This is a genomic window from Aeromonas sp. JL9 (genome assembly GCF_024436075.1).
GTDB lineage: Bacteria > Pseudomonadota > Gammaproteobacteria > Enterobacterales > Aeromonadaceae > Aeromonas > Aeromonas veronii.
Map to the genome: position 1 here is coordinate 104937 of NZ_JANFNV010000010.1, position 17388 is coordinate 122324.

Annotated in this window: 11 protein-coding genes and 1 tRNA gene; 7 read left to right on the plus strand and 5 right to left on the minus strand. The window is 50.3% G+C overall.

Going from position 1 to position 17388, the window contains the following annotated elements; all coding sequences use genetic code 11:
* Positions 1-2 precede the first annotated feature (2 nt).
* The 3 genes from NOM06_RS10085 to NOM06_RS10095 form a co-directional block, all read right to left on the minus strand.
* A complete protein-coding gene (locus tag NOM06_RS10085; RefSeq protein ID WP_255911418.1) occupies positions 3-3065 on the minus strand; it encodes an efflux RND transporter permease subunit in 3063 nt (1020 codons plus the stop codon).
* A gap of 167 nt (positions 3066-3232) precedes the next feature.
* The gene (locus tag NOM06_RS10090; RefSeq protein ID WP_255911420.1) at positions 3233-5572 is read right to left on the minus strand and encodes an acyl-CoA dehydrogenase; all 2340 of its coding nucleotides are present in this window, start codon (positions 5570-5572) and stop codon (positions 3233-3235) included.
* 48 nt (positions 5573-5620) lie between these two features.
* Positions 5621-6274: a TetR/AcrR family transcriptional regulator gene (locus NOM06_RS10095; RefSeq protein ID WP_255911422.1), complete on the minus strand. Its 654-nt coding sequence runs from the start codon at positions 6272-6274 to the stop codon at positions 5621-5623.
* A 468-nt stretch (positions 6275-6742) separates the two neighbouring features.
* On the opposite strand from NOM06_RS10095, the gene NOM06_RS10100 reads away from it, so the two are divergent.
* Positions 6743-7483, plus strand: coding sequence for a phosphatase (locus tag NOM06_RS10100; protein ID WP_255911424.1), 741 nt, complete (start codon positions 6743-6745; stop codon positions 7481-7483).
* Positions 7484-7838: 355 nt separating this feature from the next.
* Positions 7839-7914, plus strand: a tRNA-Thr gene (locus tag NOM06_RS10105).
* 65 nt (positions 7915-7979) lie between these two features.
* Here NOM06_RS10105 and NOM06_RS10110 read toward each other — a convergent pair.
* The gene (locus tag NOM06_RS10110) at positions 7980-8534 is read right to left on the minus strand and encodes a hypothetical protein (protein ID WP_123172642.1); all 555 of its coding nucleotides are present in this window, start codon (positions 8532-8534) and stop codon (positions 7980-7982) included.
* A gap of 118 nt (positions 8535-8652) precedes the next feature.
* On the opposite strand from NOM06_RS10110, the gene NOM06_RS10115 reads away from it, so the two are divergent.
* The 5 genes from NOM06_RS10115 to NOM06_RS10140 all read left to right on the plus strand — a co-directional run bounded on the left by NOM06_RS10115 (position 8653) and on the right by NOM06_RS10140 (position 16097).
* Complete coding sequence (locus tag NOM06_RS10115) at positions 8653-8859, plus strand: helix-turn-helix domain-containing protein (protein ID WP_150389443.1); 207 nt, start codon at positions 8653-8655, stop codon at positions 8857-8859.
* 1266 nt (positions 8860-10125) lie between these two features.
* Entirely contained in the window at positions 10126-11184 is a 1059-nt protein-coding gene (locus NOM06_RS10125) for a hypothetical protein (protein WP_255911427.1), read from the plus strand.
* A gap of 1 nt (position 11185) precedes the next feature.
* Positions 11186-13372 carry a ThiF family adenylyltransferase gene (locus NOM06_RS10130; RefSeq protein ID WP_255911429.1) on the plus strand — a complete coding sequence of 729 codons (2187 nt, stop codon included), beginning with the start codon at positions 11186-11188 and terminating at the stop codon, positions 13370-13372.
* A 601-nt stretch (positions 13373-13973) separates the two neighbouring features.
* On the plus strand, positions 13974-14360 hold the full coding sequence (locus tag NOM06_RS10135) for a DUF3289 family protein (protein WP_255911431.1): 387 nt from the start codon (positions 13974-13976) through the stop codon (positions 14358-14360).
* 609 nt (positions 14361-14969) lie between these two features.
* Positions 14970-16097, plus strand: a complete 1128-nt coding sequence (locus tag NOM06_RS10140; protein ID WP_370688917.1) for a Fic family protein — start codon at positions 14970-14972, stop codon at positions 16095-16097.
* 397 nt (positions 16098-16494) lie between these two features.
* Here NOM06_RS10140 and NOM06_RS10145 read toward each other — a convergent pair whose 3' ends face one another.
* A complete protein-coding gene (locus tag NOM06_RS10145; RefSeq protein ID WP_255911435.1) occupies positions 16495-16902 on the minus strand; it encodes an H-NS family nucleoid-associated regulatory protein in 408 nt (135 codons plus the stop codon).
* Positions 16903-17388: the final 486 nt, after the last annotated feature.

A 17388-nucleotide genomic window follows, 5' to 3' on the forward strand; every position in this document is an offset into this window, starting at 1 on the left:
GCTCAGGCCCGCTGGCGCAGGGGTTGTGGGATCGCCACCTGCTCCCCGAGACGCAGGAAGGCAGGCAACAGGATCAGGGTAAACAGAGTGCTGCAGCTCATGCCGCCAACAATGACGGTGGCGAGCCCGCGGTAAATTTCGCTCCCCTCGCTCGGGCTCAGCATCAGCGGCAGCATGCCGAAGATGCTGGTGAGACTGGTCATGGCGATGGGACGCATCCGGCTTTGCAGGGCATCGGCCACCGCCAGCTGGCGGCTCATGCCGTCCCGCTCGGCGGTGCGGGTCTGATGCACCAGCAGGATGGCGTTGTTGACCACCAGTCCCAGCAGGATGACAAAGCCGATGATGGTGAGCAGGTCCATCGGCAGCGGCACCAGCAGCCCGCTCAGTTGCAGCGCCAGCACGCCGCCAACCGAGGCAAGGGGCAGGGTGAGCAGCACCAGCAGGGCATCCTTGATGGAGGCAAATACTCCCCACAGCAGCACCAGCAGGATCACCACGGCGAACAGGAAGATGGTCCCCAGATTGTCGAGCGCCTGTTGCAGGCTGTCGGCATTGCCGGCAATGCGCAGCTCGCCACCGGCGGGCAGCAGGGGGCGGATGGCGGCAAAACTGCGGTTTTTCAGGGTGTCGATCACCTGCTCCATGGTCATGCCCGCCGGGGGCGCTATCTGCAGGCTGATGCTGCGCCGCCCATCGGCCCGGAAGATACTGGCCGGGCCCATGTCGTGCTCCACCCGTAGCAGCTCGCCAAGGGGAACGATGCGCCCGGAGGGGGTGGCCAGCGGCACTGCCTTCAGTTCATCCGGATTGGCGGAGCTCTGCCCCATCAGCATGATGTCGAGCCGATCCTCGCCGTCGAAATACTCGCCAACCCGCAAGCCGTCGCCAAAGGTCTGGATGATGGTGGGCAGGGGCGTGCGATCCCAGCCCACTTCGGCGAGGCGCCGATCTTGCGGCACCAGTTTGAGCTCGGGGGCGGTGAAGTCGAGACTCGGCTCGGGCCGGATCTGTGCTCCCGGCAAGTCCTTGCTGAGGATCCCCATGCTGGCACGGGCCGCCTGATAGAGCTCGGGCAGGTTGCCTCCCTGCAGCAGCAGGGAGACGCCGTTCTCGCTGTCAAAGCCGCCAAACAGCGACCCCTGACCGCCGAACACCCGGGTGTCGGGAATACCCACCAGCAGCTGTTTCATCAACAGGCTCTCCAGCTCCTTGATGCGGGTCTCGTCCTTGGGGCGCACGCCAATCTGGGCGCCCCCCGGGTAGCGCAAGATGTAGTAGTTCTTGAGGGCAGGCTCTTTCTCCCCCTTCATGTAGGGGGCGAGGCGGGCGATCAGGGTATCGATCACCTCTTCGCGCTGCGCCTTGAGGTTGACCCCTGGGGTGAAGTTCATCCAGACATCCACCGCGTCCCGTTTCACGTCCGGCAGATAGTCCATCTTGGGCAGCAGCGCCCAGGTGGCAAGTGCCGGCAGACTCATCATCAGGGTAATGACCGCCCAGCGCTGGCGTGAGGTCGAGGTCCAGCGGATCACATGACGGGTAGTGCGCTGCCACAGCGACTCATAGGGATCGGTCAGTGTTTCATGTCCCATCCAGCGCGCCGCCACCGCAGGCAGCACGATGACGGCGACCAGCATGGAGACCGTCACGGCGCAGGCGATGGTCAGCGCCAGATCGGCAAACAGTTGCCCCTCCACATCGTTGAGCAGCAGCACCGGCAGGAAGATGGCAACCGTGGTGAGGGTGGAGGCGACCAGCGCCGTCCACACCTGACGGGTGCCTTCGAGCGCCGCCTCCGCCTTGCTCAAATCCCCCCGCTCGTGGCGCCGGTAGATGCTCTCCAGCACCACGATGGCGGCGTCGAGCACCATGCCGACGGCAAAGGCGATGCCCGCCAGCGAGATGATGTTGAGGGTGCGATCCATCACCTTGAGCAGGCAGAAGGTGAGCATGATGCTGATGGGGATGGCGAGGGCAATCATCAGGGTCGCCTTGAGCTGGCGCAGGAAGAGCCAGAGGATGGCACAGGAGAGCAGCACCCCGAGCCCCAGGTTGGCGGTGACCATGCTGACGGCGCGATTGATGTAGAGGGAGGCATCGAACGACTGCTCCATGTGCAGCCCGACCGGCTCCAGCACCTCGCGGTTGAGCTCGTTCACCCGGGCCTTGATCGCCTCAAGGGAGGCCAGGGCATTGGCACCGCTCTCCTTGAAGATCTGGGCGGCGATGGCGGTATTGCCGTTCTGGATCCGCAGCACCGGGTTCTCTTCCCTGGCCACCCTTACCTCCGCCACATCCCGCAGATAGATGGGCAGGCCATTGCGCCAGTCCACCACCTTGTCCCCCAGCGTCTCGACGTCGTAACGACCGGCGAAGCGCAGCTTGTACTCCCAGCGACCGATGTCGAGGGTACCGGCCGACACGTCCCAGCCGGTGGTGGCGCGGCTGGCCAGCACCGGGATCTCCACCCCCAGCTCGGCGGCGCGATAGGGGTCGAAGCGGATCTGGATCTGGCGCTCGTTGATCCCCTCGACTGCGACCGTCGAGACCCCTTCGATGCGCTCCAGCTCGGGTTTGACCCGCGCCTCGATAAGCGCCTGATGATCATCGATCACTCCCTTGGCGCCGGGCAGCTGCTGGATGAAGAAGAAGGTGAGGGTATCGTTGCTGCTGTAGTTGTTGACGTAGGGGCCGCCGATCTTGTCCGGCAATCCCGAAACCCGGTTCAGTCGCGAAATCACGTCGAGTTGGGCCCGCTGCATGTCGGTGCCGAGGACAAACTCCATGTCGATTTCGGTAAAGCCGGGATAGCTGTTGCTGACAAGGCTCTTGAGCCCCTGAACCCCCTGCATCTCCTGCTCGATGGGGTCGGTGATCTCCGACTCCATCTCTTGGGGCGAGGCGGAACGCCAGCTCACCGAGATGTTGAGGTGTGGACGGTCGATGTCGGGGAACAGCTGGATCGGCAGTCCCCGGATGCTGAGCAGGCCCAGCAGGAAAATCAGCACGATCGAGACCGCCACCCAGATGGGGCGTTCGATCGCCGTTTTGGCGAGGTTCATTCACTCTTCCTGAGTTGTTGTTATCGGCCATTCCGCTGGCCTTGCTTCCAAAGCCCCTGCAACAGGGACTCAAGCATTTAACTGGAATTCTCCTTGCTTGTAAATGCATGGTTAACAAACAAAAAAACCGGCCACGAGGGCCGGTTTGGGGCAGGTTTGCAAGGGGATCAGGCGGCGTGCTCGACCTTGTTTGGCTGCTTGTTTGCTTGCTGGGAGAAGCCTTCCAGCTCGCCCGGGGCGAAGTTGTCTACCTGAATCGCTTCGTAGCGCAGGGCATCGGCGGCCAGCAGTTTGTCCGCTTCGTCCTTGCTCAGGATGGAACCGGCCAGTGCGGCGGCAACCAGCTCCGGCAGCGCCAGTTTGCGGGGCAGTTTGCCCTCTTTCTGGGCCTGCACCAGCTTCTTCTCGTAGGGCTGCACAGCGACCATGGCCTGGAAGGCGCGCTCCATCAGGCCGACCGGATCCGCATCGTCCTTGCCCACATAGCAGAGGGCGGTCAGACGGTCGCGGAACTCGCCCGGCTTCATCATGGCCAGACAGATGGCGTGGCAGCGATCGTCGGCCGGCATCTTGTAACCCACGCCGAACGGGAACACCACGCGCTTGAGCACGGCACCCACCACCTTGTTCGGGAAGTTCTGGAAGAAGCCCTCGAACGCCTTGCCAATCAGGTAGAGGTTGCGCTCCACCGCGTACTGCACGAACGGCAGATCGGAGACCATGCGGCCCTGATCCTCGTAGTGCTTGAGGGTGGCGGAGGCCAGGTAGAGGTGGCTCAGCACGTCACCCAGACGAGCGGAGATCATCTCCTTGCGCTTGAGATCGCCACCCAACATCAGCATGGAGACGTCGGCGCACAGCGCCAGCCCTTTACTCATGCGAGAGAGCTGCTTGTAGTAGCGGGCAGTTTCGCCAGCCACCGGCGCGCTGTTGAACTGGCCCAGGGTCAGCCCCTGAAACAGGGAACCGAAGAAGTTGCCGGCACCAAAGGCGATGTGCTTCAGCAACAGGGCGTCAAACTTCTCGAGACCGCGCTCCACATCGGTATCGGCCGCCGCTTCCAGCTCGGCAAACACGTACGGGTGGCAGCGGGTGGCACCTTGCCCGAAGATCATCAGGTTGCGGGTCAGGATGTTGGCCCCTTCCACCGTGATGGCGACCGGAATCCCCATGTAGGCGTAGCCGGTGTAGTTTTTCGGGCCCAGCTGGATGGCTCGACCGGCGTGGATGTCCATGGAGTCATCCATGATCTGGCGCGCCATTTCGGTCATGTGGTACTTGGAAATCGCGGTGACGATGGCCGGTGCCTGACCCAAGTCCAGGGAGCCGGCGGTCATGCGACGGGCCCCTTCGAGCTGATAGGTGAGGCCGCCGATACGGGCCAGCGCCTCTTGAACACCTTCAAACTTGCCGATGGACATGCCGAACTGCTTGCGCACATAGGAGTAGGCGCCCACGGTACGGCTCGCCATGTGACCGCAAGCGGTGCCCAGAGCAGGCAGCGAGATGCCGCGACCGGCGGAGAGGCACTCCACCAGCATGCGCCAGCCACGGCCGGCGTAATCCGGGCCGCCGATGATCCAGTCGAGCGGAATGAACACATCCTTGCCGAAGGTCGGACCGTTCAGGAACGCCAGCCCCATGGGGTAGTGACGATCGCCGACCCGCACGCCCGGGTGGCTGGTGGGGATAAGCGCGCAAGTGATACCCAGCTCTTCCTTGTCACCCAGCAGTTTTTCCGGGTCATAGAGTTTGAACGCCAGCCCCAGCACGGTGGCGCGCGGGGCCAGGGTGATGTAGCGCTTGTTCCAGTTGAGGCGAATACCCAGCACCTCTTCCCCCTTGTGCATCCCCTTGCAGACGATCCCCTTGTCAGGAATGGCGCCGGCATCGGAGCCCGCTTCCGGCCCGGTCAGGGCGAAGCAGGGCACCTCTTTGCCATTGGCCAGCCCCGGCAGCCAGAAGTCCTTCTGGGCCTGGGTGCCGTAGTGCATCAGCAGCTCGCCCGGGCCAAGGGAGTTCGGCACCATGACGGTGACTGCCACGCTCAGGCTCTTGGTCGCAATGCGGGTGACGATGGTGGAGTTGGCGATTGCCGAGAATTCACGGCCGCCATAGGATTTCGGGATGATCAGGGAGAAGAAACCTTCCTTCTTCAGATAGTCCCAGACCGGCTCCGGCAGGTCTTTGGTCTCGTTGACGATCTTGAAGTCGTCGACCATGGCGAGCAGGGTTTCGACCTGGTTGTCGATGAAGGCCTGCTCCTCGGCGGTCAGCTCGGCTTTACCGTAGCCGTGCAGTTTTTTCCAGTCGGGGTTGCCGCGAAACAGCTCCCCATCCCACCAGACGGAGCCGGCTTCCATGGCCTCCCGCTCGGTGGCCGACAAAGGCGGCAGTATCTTCTTGAAGATGCCGAACACCGGGCGGGTGACCACCTTTTTACGGATGGAGGGCACGCCGAGCACGACGGCTATCGCCAGCACCAGCAGGATAAGCAATGTGATCATACTCAAGTTCCTTCTATTTCACTGTTTCCGTTGATTTATTGTTGGTTGTTACACGGCCAGGGAGAGCCTGGTCGACTCCACGGGCGCCCCGACACCGGACGCCAGATAAGGAATGACGTTGCGTACCAGCCCCTCCACATCGAGCTGCTGGCCGAAATCGGCCTGGGCGATGTCGCGCAGCGCATCGGCCGAGGCCATGGTGAAGACGACGGTGCCCAGGGTGAAGTGCAGCCGCCAGAACAGATCCGCCGGCGACAAGGCCGGATTGGCCTTGGAGATGGCCTGGGTGATCCGCTGCAAAATGGGGCCATAGTGGGCGGTGATAAAGCGGCGCAGGTGGCCCTGGCTGTCGATATAGCCGCGCCCAAGCAGCTGCATGAAGATGGCCGGGCCGTTGGCCCGCACCGAGGATAGCTTCATCAGCGGCTCGACGAAGCTTTCAAAGAGTTGCAGCAGGGTCAGCTGCTCCTGCTCCATCAGCACCCGCAGGCGGGCATCGAGATCGGGCATAAACAGGCTCAGATAGCGGTCGAGCACCGCCTGGATCAGCTCCTTCTTGGAGCCGAAGTGATAGTTCACGGAAGCCAGATTGACGTCGGCCTCGCTGGTGATCAGACGCAAAGAGGTATCGGCGAATCCCCGCTCGGCAAACAGCACTTCAGCGGCGTCGAGAATACGGTTTTTGGTATCGATTTTACTCACTGGACACCTCACTTAAACGAATGTTTAAAAAGTACGTTTCATAACGTGAAGTGTCAAGAGAATGTGAATGAGTGTTAGCGGAATGTTTTTCGATGAAAAAAGCAAAGTGGGCGGAACTTAGTCAAAAAGCAGGACTCTATATCTATGCCACTGCAATTAAACATTAAGTCTCGCCCAACCAGCACCATGCTAGTTGGGCCTTTTTTTGCGCGTCTGTTACCTGTTTGCGGTTTGCAGGCAAAAAAAACCGCCGCAGGGTGCGACGGTGGGGAAAGTGAGTTCGCGTCATCCTGACGGCAAACTGTCGATGCGAGTTCAGGCATGTATCGACGGGGGCAGTATGCCAGCCAGAGCCCCTCAGACTATGTCAGCTTCGCGGTATTTTGTGACAAAGTGTGGCAAGCACTGACGTGGCCCAAGCTGCCGCTCTTTGTTATGCTGCCCTTTCAAAATATGAGGGGAGAGAAGATGAAGTACCCGGTCGATACCCACACTCACACCATTGCCAGCACCCATGCCTACAGCACCATCCACGACTATCTGCCGATAGCCAGGGCCAAGGGGATCAAGCTGTTTGCCACCACGGATCATGGCCCCGAGATGGCCGATGCCCCTCATGTCTGGCACTTTGCCAACTTGCCGATATTGCCAAGAGTGGTGGATGGGGTAGGGATCCTGCGGGGTATCGAGGCCAACATCAAAAACCTCGACGGGGAGATCGATTTTCCCGAGCGCTATGAGTCGCGCCTCGACATGATCATGGCGGGCTTTCATGAGCAGGTATTCCCTCCCTGCGATCAGGCCGCCCATACCCAGGCGATGATCAACGCCATCAAGAGCGGTCGGGTCGACATGATCAGCCACCCGGGAAATCCCTCATTTCCCATCGACATTCAGGCGGTGGTCAAGGCGGCGGCGGACTATCGGGTGGCGCTGGAGATCAACAACTCCTCCTTCATTCACTCGCGCCCGGGTAGTGAAAGCAACTGCCGTGCCATCGTGGAAGCCGCGCGGGATCTGGGGGCCTATCTTACCTTCGGCTCTGATTCCCACGTGGCATTTACCCTTGGCGATTTTGACCACTGCCACCGTCTGGTGACCGAAGCGGGCTTCCCGCAAGAGCGGATCCTGGTGCGCTCCCCCCGTGCTCTGCTCGATTTCCTCGAAAGCCGCGGCCGTGCCCATATCCCCGAGTTTGTCGATCTGTAAATCGGGCTCTAACACCATGAGCCAACTCATAAAATCGAGCTGGCTCAATTGACTTGCCGGCCATTTTTCATGAATGTGGATAGCAACAAGCCGGTATAGCTCAGTTGGTAGAGCAGCGCATTCGTAATCAGTGGTTATATGTTGCATGCCTCAACATTGACACATTCTAATACGTTGTTTTTAAATGATTTTTATGTTTGTCTTGTTGGTTTGATTGACACGCCGAATTTCACTGGATTATTGACAGATCTTGAGGGTAGATTGACAATCAACTAACAAGATTGACATAAACAAGCCTTCAAAAATGTAGGTTATTTACACCCGAATATTGATTGTCACTATTTGGTATGTTTTAGCTGACTTAGCTCAGTAGGTAGAGCAACTGACCCGTAATCAGTAGGTCATCAGTTCGATTCTGATAGTCAGCACCATTTTTATGCACACGCTCTCAGTTGAATGAGTCAGTGATTTGTTGAAAGCAAGGTTCAACAATACGTTAGCTTCTCCCTAACGCCCTCATTACCTCCTCCACGGCAGCCAACCGACCTCGTAAGCCTCGATACTCTTGGCAGGTGTTCCTGAGCACATTCTCAATGGTCTTCTCTAGCGCGGGAAAATCTGTTCGTAGCTCGCAATATTCGGCGAACGTAGCCTGGTATTCCTGGAGCTCCAACCGATAAGTACGCGCCCTGGCCTCCAGTTCCCTTAGCCCTTCGTTCCTCACTTCCACGACAGCCTTTTGCTCGACCTGAGTCACTGGAATCTCTGGATCTAACAGGTATTCCTGGAAGGTAACCTCCTCAAACATCGCTGTTTTGATGTAGTTGGGACGTAGGCATTTATTGCCAACATTACGTTTATCCAAGATGCCAATATCGACTAGCTTGTTCAGATTGCGATATATGAGTCCATAGCGTCTCTGTTGTGACAAGCGTTCAATCTTGTCACCAAATACAGCGATTACGCACTCCTGTGCAGTGAAATCGTTCAGCTGCATCCGAATGAGTGCTGTGTAGAGTGCGGTTGGTAGCCACACAGTTTGGGAGCCCATAAGTAATCCTCGGTCTCGAACGACAATGGTTAGTGGGAATCTAAACTGGATTGCGGATTATAATCCGTGGCGATAAACCAGACAACTAGGGATAGTGCTCGCCAGAGAGAGGCGAGACATGCAAGACTTAGCAAAAAAATTTGGCAATACCATACGTGAAAGACGGCTTCGTTTGGGGGTATCACAAGATGCACTAGCGTTGATGACCGACATCGATAGAAGCTATGTAGGACGGATTGAACGTGGTGAGGTCAATGTCACCCTAGAGAAAGCATACAAAATTGCCCAAGCGCTAGACTGTGATATTCAAGATTTGTTGCCATAGACTGTGGGTTAATATATTTAGCAGAAAAGTTAACGCTTAAGGTAATAGGAATGAGTACGTTCCTGTAAAGATATAACTGAATATTTTATCGTGTATGGTAATTTATATATAATAAAATTATGTTTCCCTCTACTAGGGAAGGTGAGGATAAGTATCCCCTCCACAAAGGTCAAAAGTTTTAGCTCTTTAACATCAATTGCTGAGTGGGATTGTTTTGGTGTCGAGACTGACTTATTCGCATTTTCTTTAATTTTTTTTAATTCTTCTGAGATAATTTCTGATTTGGGTTAAGCTACAGTATGTCCGAATTATCTGGTGTACTAGAAATAGGTTCTCCAGCTTAAACAATAACTCCAGTTCTTGTTGTTCTTCCGTCGCCCATTGTGCGGCGCTTACGCAAAACCTAACGGATGTTTGATGAACCGAAGCGGATGGCCTACCTTGGCAAAGGTGCTTGATTTCAGCTCCTAAAAAGCAATCACCATCTTGTTTTTACTAGGATTTATTTATTAATTCCTTAGCTTGCCAGGGTACATAGCCATTGCATATTTGGCATTCACATCGGCCAGCTCTTCTAGATGTCCGACACCTGCGAATACAAATTCGTCCTTGACGTGGAGCTGGCGACCCACCTGATTGAGGTCGTGCTTGTTGACTGACGTGTATCCGGATTGCGAGCTAGACAACCCTAGCATCAACGCTGAGGGGGCTTCATACCTATATTCTACTCTAGATCTGATGCATCTCAGAGCTACGCCATACTTGTTTTTAGCGTAGTGATGGCTTAGATGAAGTTGGCATCGTTCTACGAGCTGTGCTTCATCATGACACCTGTTTTGGAGAGCTGGTAGGCCAATTGGTACTGGGACAGTAGATGCCTGAAATTCATGATGGTCATGTTGTCAGGAATGGCCTAGTCCAATAATTGTTTGGCAACAAACGCATAGAGGAATCTCGTAGAGTGTATTGTCTATAGAACTATCGCTGAGGTTATCCCACTGCTACATGCTGTGAATACGTAGCATGGTATCGAGTGGGGCAATGGTCTCACACTAGAGCACTTGTTCGAACCTTCCCTGGTTGAAGAGAGAAAGTTGAACATGTAATTATAATTCATGTTCATGGGGCCTTGGAGTGATCGCTCCGAGCACATAATTAAGTTTATGTCTTATGTCAATGCGTTTTTTGATAAAAATGTCATTGAATCTGACTGTCTGAGTCCTTACTTTATATGTCTCGTTGACCTCATGACACATAGGAAGAGTTATGACTGATTACTTGAAGTATTTGCCAGTTGATAATGGTGACACGATCCTTATCAAAGCCGGGGATGATACTGTTATTACAGATATACATTATAGAACATCAGTGTCTGATATCTATGATATAAAGAACGACATAACGGAATCTTGTAAAAATAACAAGTTATCCTATTTTGTTTTAACTCATACTGATAAAGATCATGTTCTAGGATTTGGTGAGCTTTTTCATTGTGGTGCTCCAAGTGAGCATAAAGGAGCAAAAGATGAAAGGATATTAGTTAAAGAGATCGTATGTTCTAATTATTTGCTTGAACTAACAAATCCAACTGAGCAATCAAAAGATATTGTCAAAGAAATTAGGCGGCGAAATAATTTAAAGTCGGATAAAAGTATCGATGGTAATCGTCTCAGGATAGTCGAAGATGGTGACACCATAGAGGTAAATTCGCTGCTAACTGGTACAGTTATGTCTCCTAGTCAAACTGAACTTGACGCATCAGATCCAAAAGCTGAGACAGACTCTGAAAATAATAATGTGAGCGTTGTTATTCAATGGTCTTATAAACAACCTAGTGGTATTGAGTCCTTAATTCTTCTTGGTGGTGATGCAGAGAATCCTGTCTGGGCTCGTCTGAATGATGAAAAAAGTACATCTGAGCTATCTTGGCATGTTTGTTCTGCTTTCCATCATTGTAGTTTAACGCCTTTTGCAACAAAAGATAATAGCCGTGATGAATACGTTGATAACGATAAAGCTGTAGCTGCCCTTAGTAATAAAAAGGGAAGTGGATTTGTTGTTTCTTCTTCTAAAGAAATTAAAAGAGACGATGATAATCCGCCACATTACAAGGCTAAAAACAAATGGAAAAAAATCCTTGATAAGGATAGTGCTGAAGCTGATAAGATATTTTTTTGTACTGCAACCTATGGTGAAGGAAATAAGCCTGCTCCCGTAGTATTTGATCTTACATCGAAAGGTATAAAAGTTAGCGGTAGTGGTTCAAAAATGAATGCTGCATTACCTTCCGTTGGTTTAGATCGCACAACAAAATACGGTAAATAATATGTCTAAGATTGCTGATTGGATCATTGAGGATATTAAAAAATTAAAAACTCATCCGAATGTATCTGAAATTAAACATGATGATATAGATGAGATTAATCAGTTGCTCACAGTCAGCTTTCTTTTATCCTATGATAGATATGGGCAGGTAGTAGAAGGTAGGTTAAAAAATCCCGAGGAAATTAGACTTCTTTACATGAACACTGAAGTCAAAATGGCACCATCAATACTTTCTGGTCGGATGGATTTTCCGAAGGATTTACCACATTTAAACCCCGTACCAAGCTACAAGCCTGCATCGATATGTTTGTGGCGTAAAGGTGGAACATCATCTTTATATATGCACAAAGGAATTATAGAGACCATCAATATATTATCAGAATGGTTTGTTGATGCATCTCTTGGGGCTTTGCAAGTTGATGGTTGGGAGCCAACACCTAGAAGTGGATGCATTAACATTCATTTGAATCCAGAAGTGATACAAAACATCGCTTATTCTAGAAAAGGCTATAATAAAGCATTTAAAATACCCAGTTGTGGCTATCTGGTAAAAGATACACAATCAAAAACTATAGTGGGATTTATAAAAATTGGACAAGAATGCACTTCTATAAAAAGCTATAAAAACTTGCTAACAGCATCAAAGTATGAAGATGCTTGTGAATTGAATGTATGCATTTTATCGCCGAATGAAAACGAAATAGAACCAATTCACAATGCAATTCAAGTTTCTACATTAGATGATTTATCTTCTTACAGTAAAAATTCAATTGTCCAACAGTTTATAAACACATTGAAGCGTGAGAATGATGCGAAAAATGATAAACACACGGTTATTATCTGTTGCCACAGACGCCCATTACCATTAATTGAAGATATACCAAGTTTATCGAGTGATCCAGAAATAAGAAAAATAGAGTTAGTAGCATTCTATCTTGAATGTTCTAATGGAAATTATAGCTTGGCACCAATGTCGATTCATTCTGAATCAAATTCAAAATTATTATCTAAAATATCTGGTGTTGAGTGTGGAGATGGTACAATTGGCATTGTTGGTTGTGGTGCTATCGGTTCTACATTAAGTGATCAGCTTGCACGTTCAGGGCATAAAAAATTTCTTTTATGGGATGGTGATCATTATTGTCCACATAACAATGCTAGGCATATTTTAATTCACAATAGAAATCCAATTGGGCTTCTTATTGGTCAGTCCAAAACACTAATGCTCTCAGATCATTTGGAGAGCATAGCATCAGATATTGTAGTACATAAATTCCCAAGGAGATTTATAAGTGAAAATATAACAATCAAGCAGTATCAACCTAATCATATTTTTGATACAACAGGTGAAAATTTAGAATACCAATGGCTGAATAAACCAAATAGTAATGTATCTAGGATATTCATCGCGGATGAAGGACGTTTGAGCTTTTTGCAAACTCAAGCTATGTGTTCAAGCGAGGATATGCTAGATCTTGAAGCATTTACATATTTTAGTAGCACTTTTGATCCAGCTATTCATGATTGGTTACATAGGCAAAGTCGATTATCAAATCATATGCTTGGTTTTAGTTGTAGTAGCACCACATTAACAATGCCATGGTCTACAGTAATTAACCATGTATCAGCACTTGTTCCATCTATTAGAAAAGTTATGGCTCAGCCTGAGCCGATAATAATTTACAATCTTTTGGATGAAGACGGCAGTCCTAAATCATTTAAAAAAATATTTAATGAAAAGAACTTCTTTTCTCAGTATAAAGTAAATGATGACGCCAATGTGGTATGGACGGTTACTATTAGTGATGATGTTAAAAACAAAATGTTACAGGTGCGAAGTGAAGGGCAAGGAAAGGAAACTGCTGGATATATACTTGGTTTGTATAATATAGAAGCGCATCGAATTAGTATTGTTTTTGCGTCAAAGGGTAACTTTAAAAGTGATACTAATAACGTAGAACTTGAAGAGATAAGTAAAGATCAGGCAGTAAATGATGTACTACAAGCATGCAACCACATGCTTGTTCCCATGGGGACATGGCACAGCCATCCAGGAAGCTCTGCACACCCATCCAGCATTGATCTGCATACGTTAGATTCAATATGCAAAGATAGAATTCAGCCAACAGTTATGATCATACAGGCTGCACAAGATACCAATATAACTGTGAAATTTTGCCGAATTTGAAAAAAAAACAGCCATTTATTGGCTGTTTTTTTCAACACGAGATTTTATATATTTTGTTTGTTTCCTATATGACAAAGAAAACATTAATAATAAAACCAAAAAGACTGCATGTTCTCTATACTCAGAGATCCATGGGTAATAATTGCATAAAAACATATAAAGCTTTAATGTCAAAAGACAAATAAATAATGAGGTCAGAGTTCGATACATATTGTTTGTTTCTGACAATGTATCTATTTTAGGATCTTTTTTTGATGCTTCAATATATTTTTCGTATGGCGCAAATATGACAAACCTAGTTAGTTTAAATGTTGGTTCTACAATGATGGAACCAATGCGGCTAATTATTACACCAACTAGATAGTATATAAAAAAACCACTTAACAAGTCATTTTGTAAAAAACTAATGTTACTTATGTGCGTCCCTATAACGCAAAAAACAGTTCCAGGGAGTAGATGGTTGAAAATATTGTATGACGATATTTTCTCAAGAAAATCTTTAACTTCCATATAATATCTAGCTCGATAGTTTAATTAGATATGCTCTAACTCTATCAGTTTTCTGGTGATAATCCAAATTGAGGCCGAACTTGATGGTGATGTGAACCAGCTTGTTCTGAGTGACTTGATGCAGCAATACAGCAAGACCTCCGGCTTTCGGTTACCCATCTTCAACTCTGCGGCGGATAAGGTGCAGGGCCTTACAATTGCGGTTAACGATGTCTGGGCAGGCAAGGCGGAAATCACGACATACGAAAAGTTTGGCGATTTCTACAAGGGCACGATCAAAGTAACGCTATATGACCACTTCGGTCTCGATTATCCTGACATTGGGCCTGACCCCACGACCGGAAGAGTCAAGTTCTACGGCCTAGCGTCCGGTTTCAGAAGCTGGTTTTTTCTTCAACAACACTACAAGCGCTTTGCTTACAAGCCATTTTTGACCGTCATTGAACTAAGCTATCCATTCCAAGGGGAACTAAAGTGAGTGCAGCAGTGAAGACAGAGAGAACATGGGTATTTGTTTTGTTCATGCTCTATCACCTCTTGAATGCATCGATCCTGTTCATTCAGCCTGTCTATGATTGGTTTAACGATGAATACTCACTGACTGGCCTATATGTACTGCTCATGCCCTATCTCTGGGGTTTGATAACAATATTAGGTGCGATTTTGTTCTTGTCAGATCGCTCTTGGAAATACCTGGCAGGCAATCTACTCGGTGGTTCAATTCTTCTCTTTTGGTGGCTTAGACTGGCATACCAATATTAGTGAGTATCGTCAGGCATATGAATGAGCAGACCAGACGGCATCTGCTTGTGTGTGGCTTTATGCAGCGCAAGCTGCAAGCTCACAAGAACCATTCGAAACGAAAACGAGCTCCCGCCTTGTCTATCAACTGGTTGCTGTATCTCCACACAGCAGCAATACATCCAGTTTTTCATTAGCTCCGGTCTGAGATTTTCAACCTAGATCTCCATCCTCATTACCAGCTCTTCTGTTCTGCTGCATGTGTTATATTCGGCTCAAACATTGAGCCGAATGATGGGCTGGGTCGGCTCATTATTGAGACCCTAGCATGTTGGATGAGGAAATAATGGAATCATTGTGGATTTGGCAACAAGCAGATTGGCCCCATTTTCGTTGGCAGGATAGCGAGATATTGCCCAGATTACGGCACGTTCAACGCAGGCAGGGAATTCTAATCGGTCGTCATTCCAGGTTGGGGAACTCCGACCAAGCGTTAGATACGTTACTGGCTAACATCATCTCCTCATCCGCTATCGAAGGCGAACGCCTCAATGCTCAATCTGTGCGTTCCTCCCTTGCTCTGCGGTTAGGGGGATCAGAAACTCCGTCCTATCCCGTGTCAGATCGCTCAGAGGGGCTCGCGGCCATGATGCTGGATGCCATCGACAACCATGAACAACGGTTGACGATTGAGAGGCTTTATCAATGGCATCGTTGGTTGTTCCCCGTCAACGAATGGTCGGTGCAGCGACTGAATGTAGGGCAGTTGCGAGGAGATGCGCCGATGCTGGTTGTCTCTGGACGTGTAGATCGCCCCACCGTGCATTTTGAGGCACCGCCCAGAGCAACTCTGGACGATCAACTGGCCGAGTTCATCCCCTGGTTTAACCAGACTCAGCATGACCCCACGATGGATCCCCTCCTTCGTGCGGCAATCAGCCATCTCTGGTTTCTGACCCTGCATCCCGTTGATGATGGCAATGGGCGGTTAGCGCGGGCACTGACCGATCTCGCGCTGTCACAGGCTGACAGCCATAGCATCCGTCTGTATGCCATGTCAGTTGCTATTCTCGAACGGCGGGAGCACTACTATCGGGCGCTTGAGTCAGCGCAGAGGGGGCCGCTAGATATTACCTCCTGGATCTGTTGGTTCCTCGACACACTGGATTACTCCATAGAGCTGGCATTACAGGTGATTGATCGTTCTCTCGCCAAGACATTTTTCTGGTTGCGGCACTGTCATGACGATCTGAGTCCAGAGCAAACCAAAGTGCTGAATCGTTTACTGGATGGCGGCCAACAGGGTTTTGAAAATGGCATCAGTGCCAGTCAATATCAAAAAGTCGCCGGAGTTAGTAAGCCCACGGCTACACGCCATCTTGCGCAACTGTTAGATAGGGGGTGCATTGAGAAATTACCTGGTGGCGGACGCAGTACACGCTATCATATCCGCTTGCACACCGAGGGAGTTTGAAAAAGCATCGCCATGGGGCGTTAATTTCATCTGGTAGATGAGAGCTGCGATTGGTGTACAAATGATGCTATTTAGTTAAATGTTGACGCCATGATGTGTGCCGTCAGGCATATGAACGAATAGACTTAACCGACAGTCATGGCTCTCAACTAATCTTTTGAGTGATAACAAACTATCGAGAACATCGGGAGCAATTTCAGGAACATCACCAGGCCCGAGATTTGAAAGCAGTTTGGTCACACTGAGACGTACCAGTTGCTCTTCGGCATGCGCCTTGGCTCTCTGGACAACCTCGGGTGATTCGGATGAAATCATATCCTCCAATGTCCTCCCCATACGGTGCTCCTACTAAAAACAGAATTAAAGGCCCACGCCGAGCTGGCATGGGCTCTCAGCACTAAATCAAAAATTCTTCCAATGCTCGACCATTAGCCACCGCTTCCGCGATAGCCTTGGGCATGCGACCTTGACCAGTCCAGGTTTTCTCCTGACCGTCTTCGGTGTACTTGTATTTTGCAGGACGAGGTGCGCGTTTCGCTTTAGCTGAACCGTCAGCCTTCGCCGGAGCAGCAGTACCAACAAGCTCACTCGGATCAATGCCAGCTTCTCTCAGCATCACGGTGAACTCAGCCAATTTTTGCAGGCGCTCGGCAGATTCCTCTCTCAATTTGGTCTCGTGCTGCTCACGCTCTGCATAAATCTCGTCAAATTTCTCTTTAGCCTCGACCAACTGCTCAAATGACAACTCACGCAATGCAGCTCGCAGACTACGGATATTCAGCAGGATTTTCAGAAATTCGTTCATTGATAGCCTCATGTATCACATTTTTATATCAGGAAAATTATCTCTTAATCCCAGCATCAGCTCCACTATTTTTGGCACCAAGATGATTCGAAAAAATAGCATAATTTAAAAATCGTGAGCTAAATTGCGTTTGGGGCTGCTTAGTGGTCTAGCTCCAATCTGCTATTAAACTATGTAGCCAAAAATTAAATCTAGGTGGTAGTGAGCGTTGAGACCACCTCACCAGATGAGCCGATGAACGATCTTGATCGGCTCACGAAATGAGCCGATAGGACAATATCATTGGCTCACAGAATGAGTCGATGATAAGAAATTTTAGATTGGCCCCTTGAGGATCCAGACACTTCGCCCCTCTTAACTTAAGAGGTAGTCTTGGATGACTAGGCCACTAGAAAGCAAAAACCCCGCAACGAGGCAGGGTTTCAGCATTTTTTCAACTTCGCACTCAGGGTAGCGACTCACCCTTGTTTCAACTTCGCACTTATG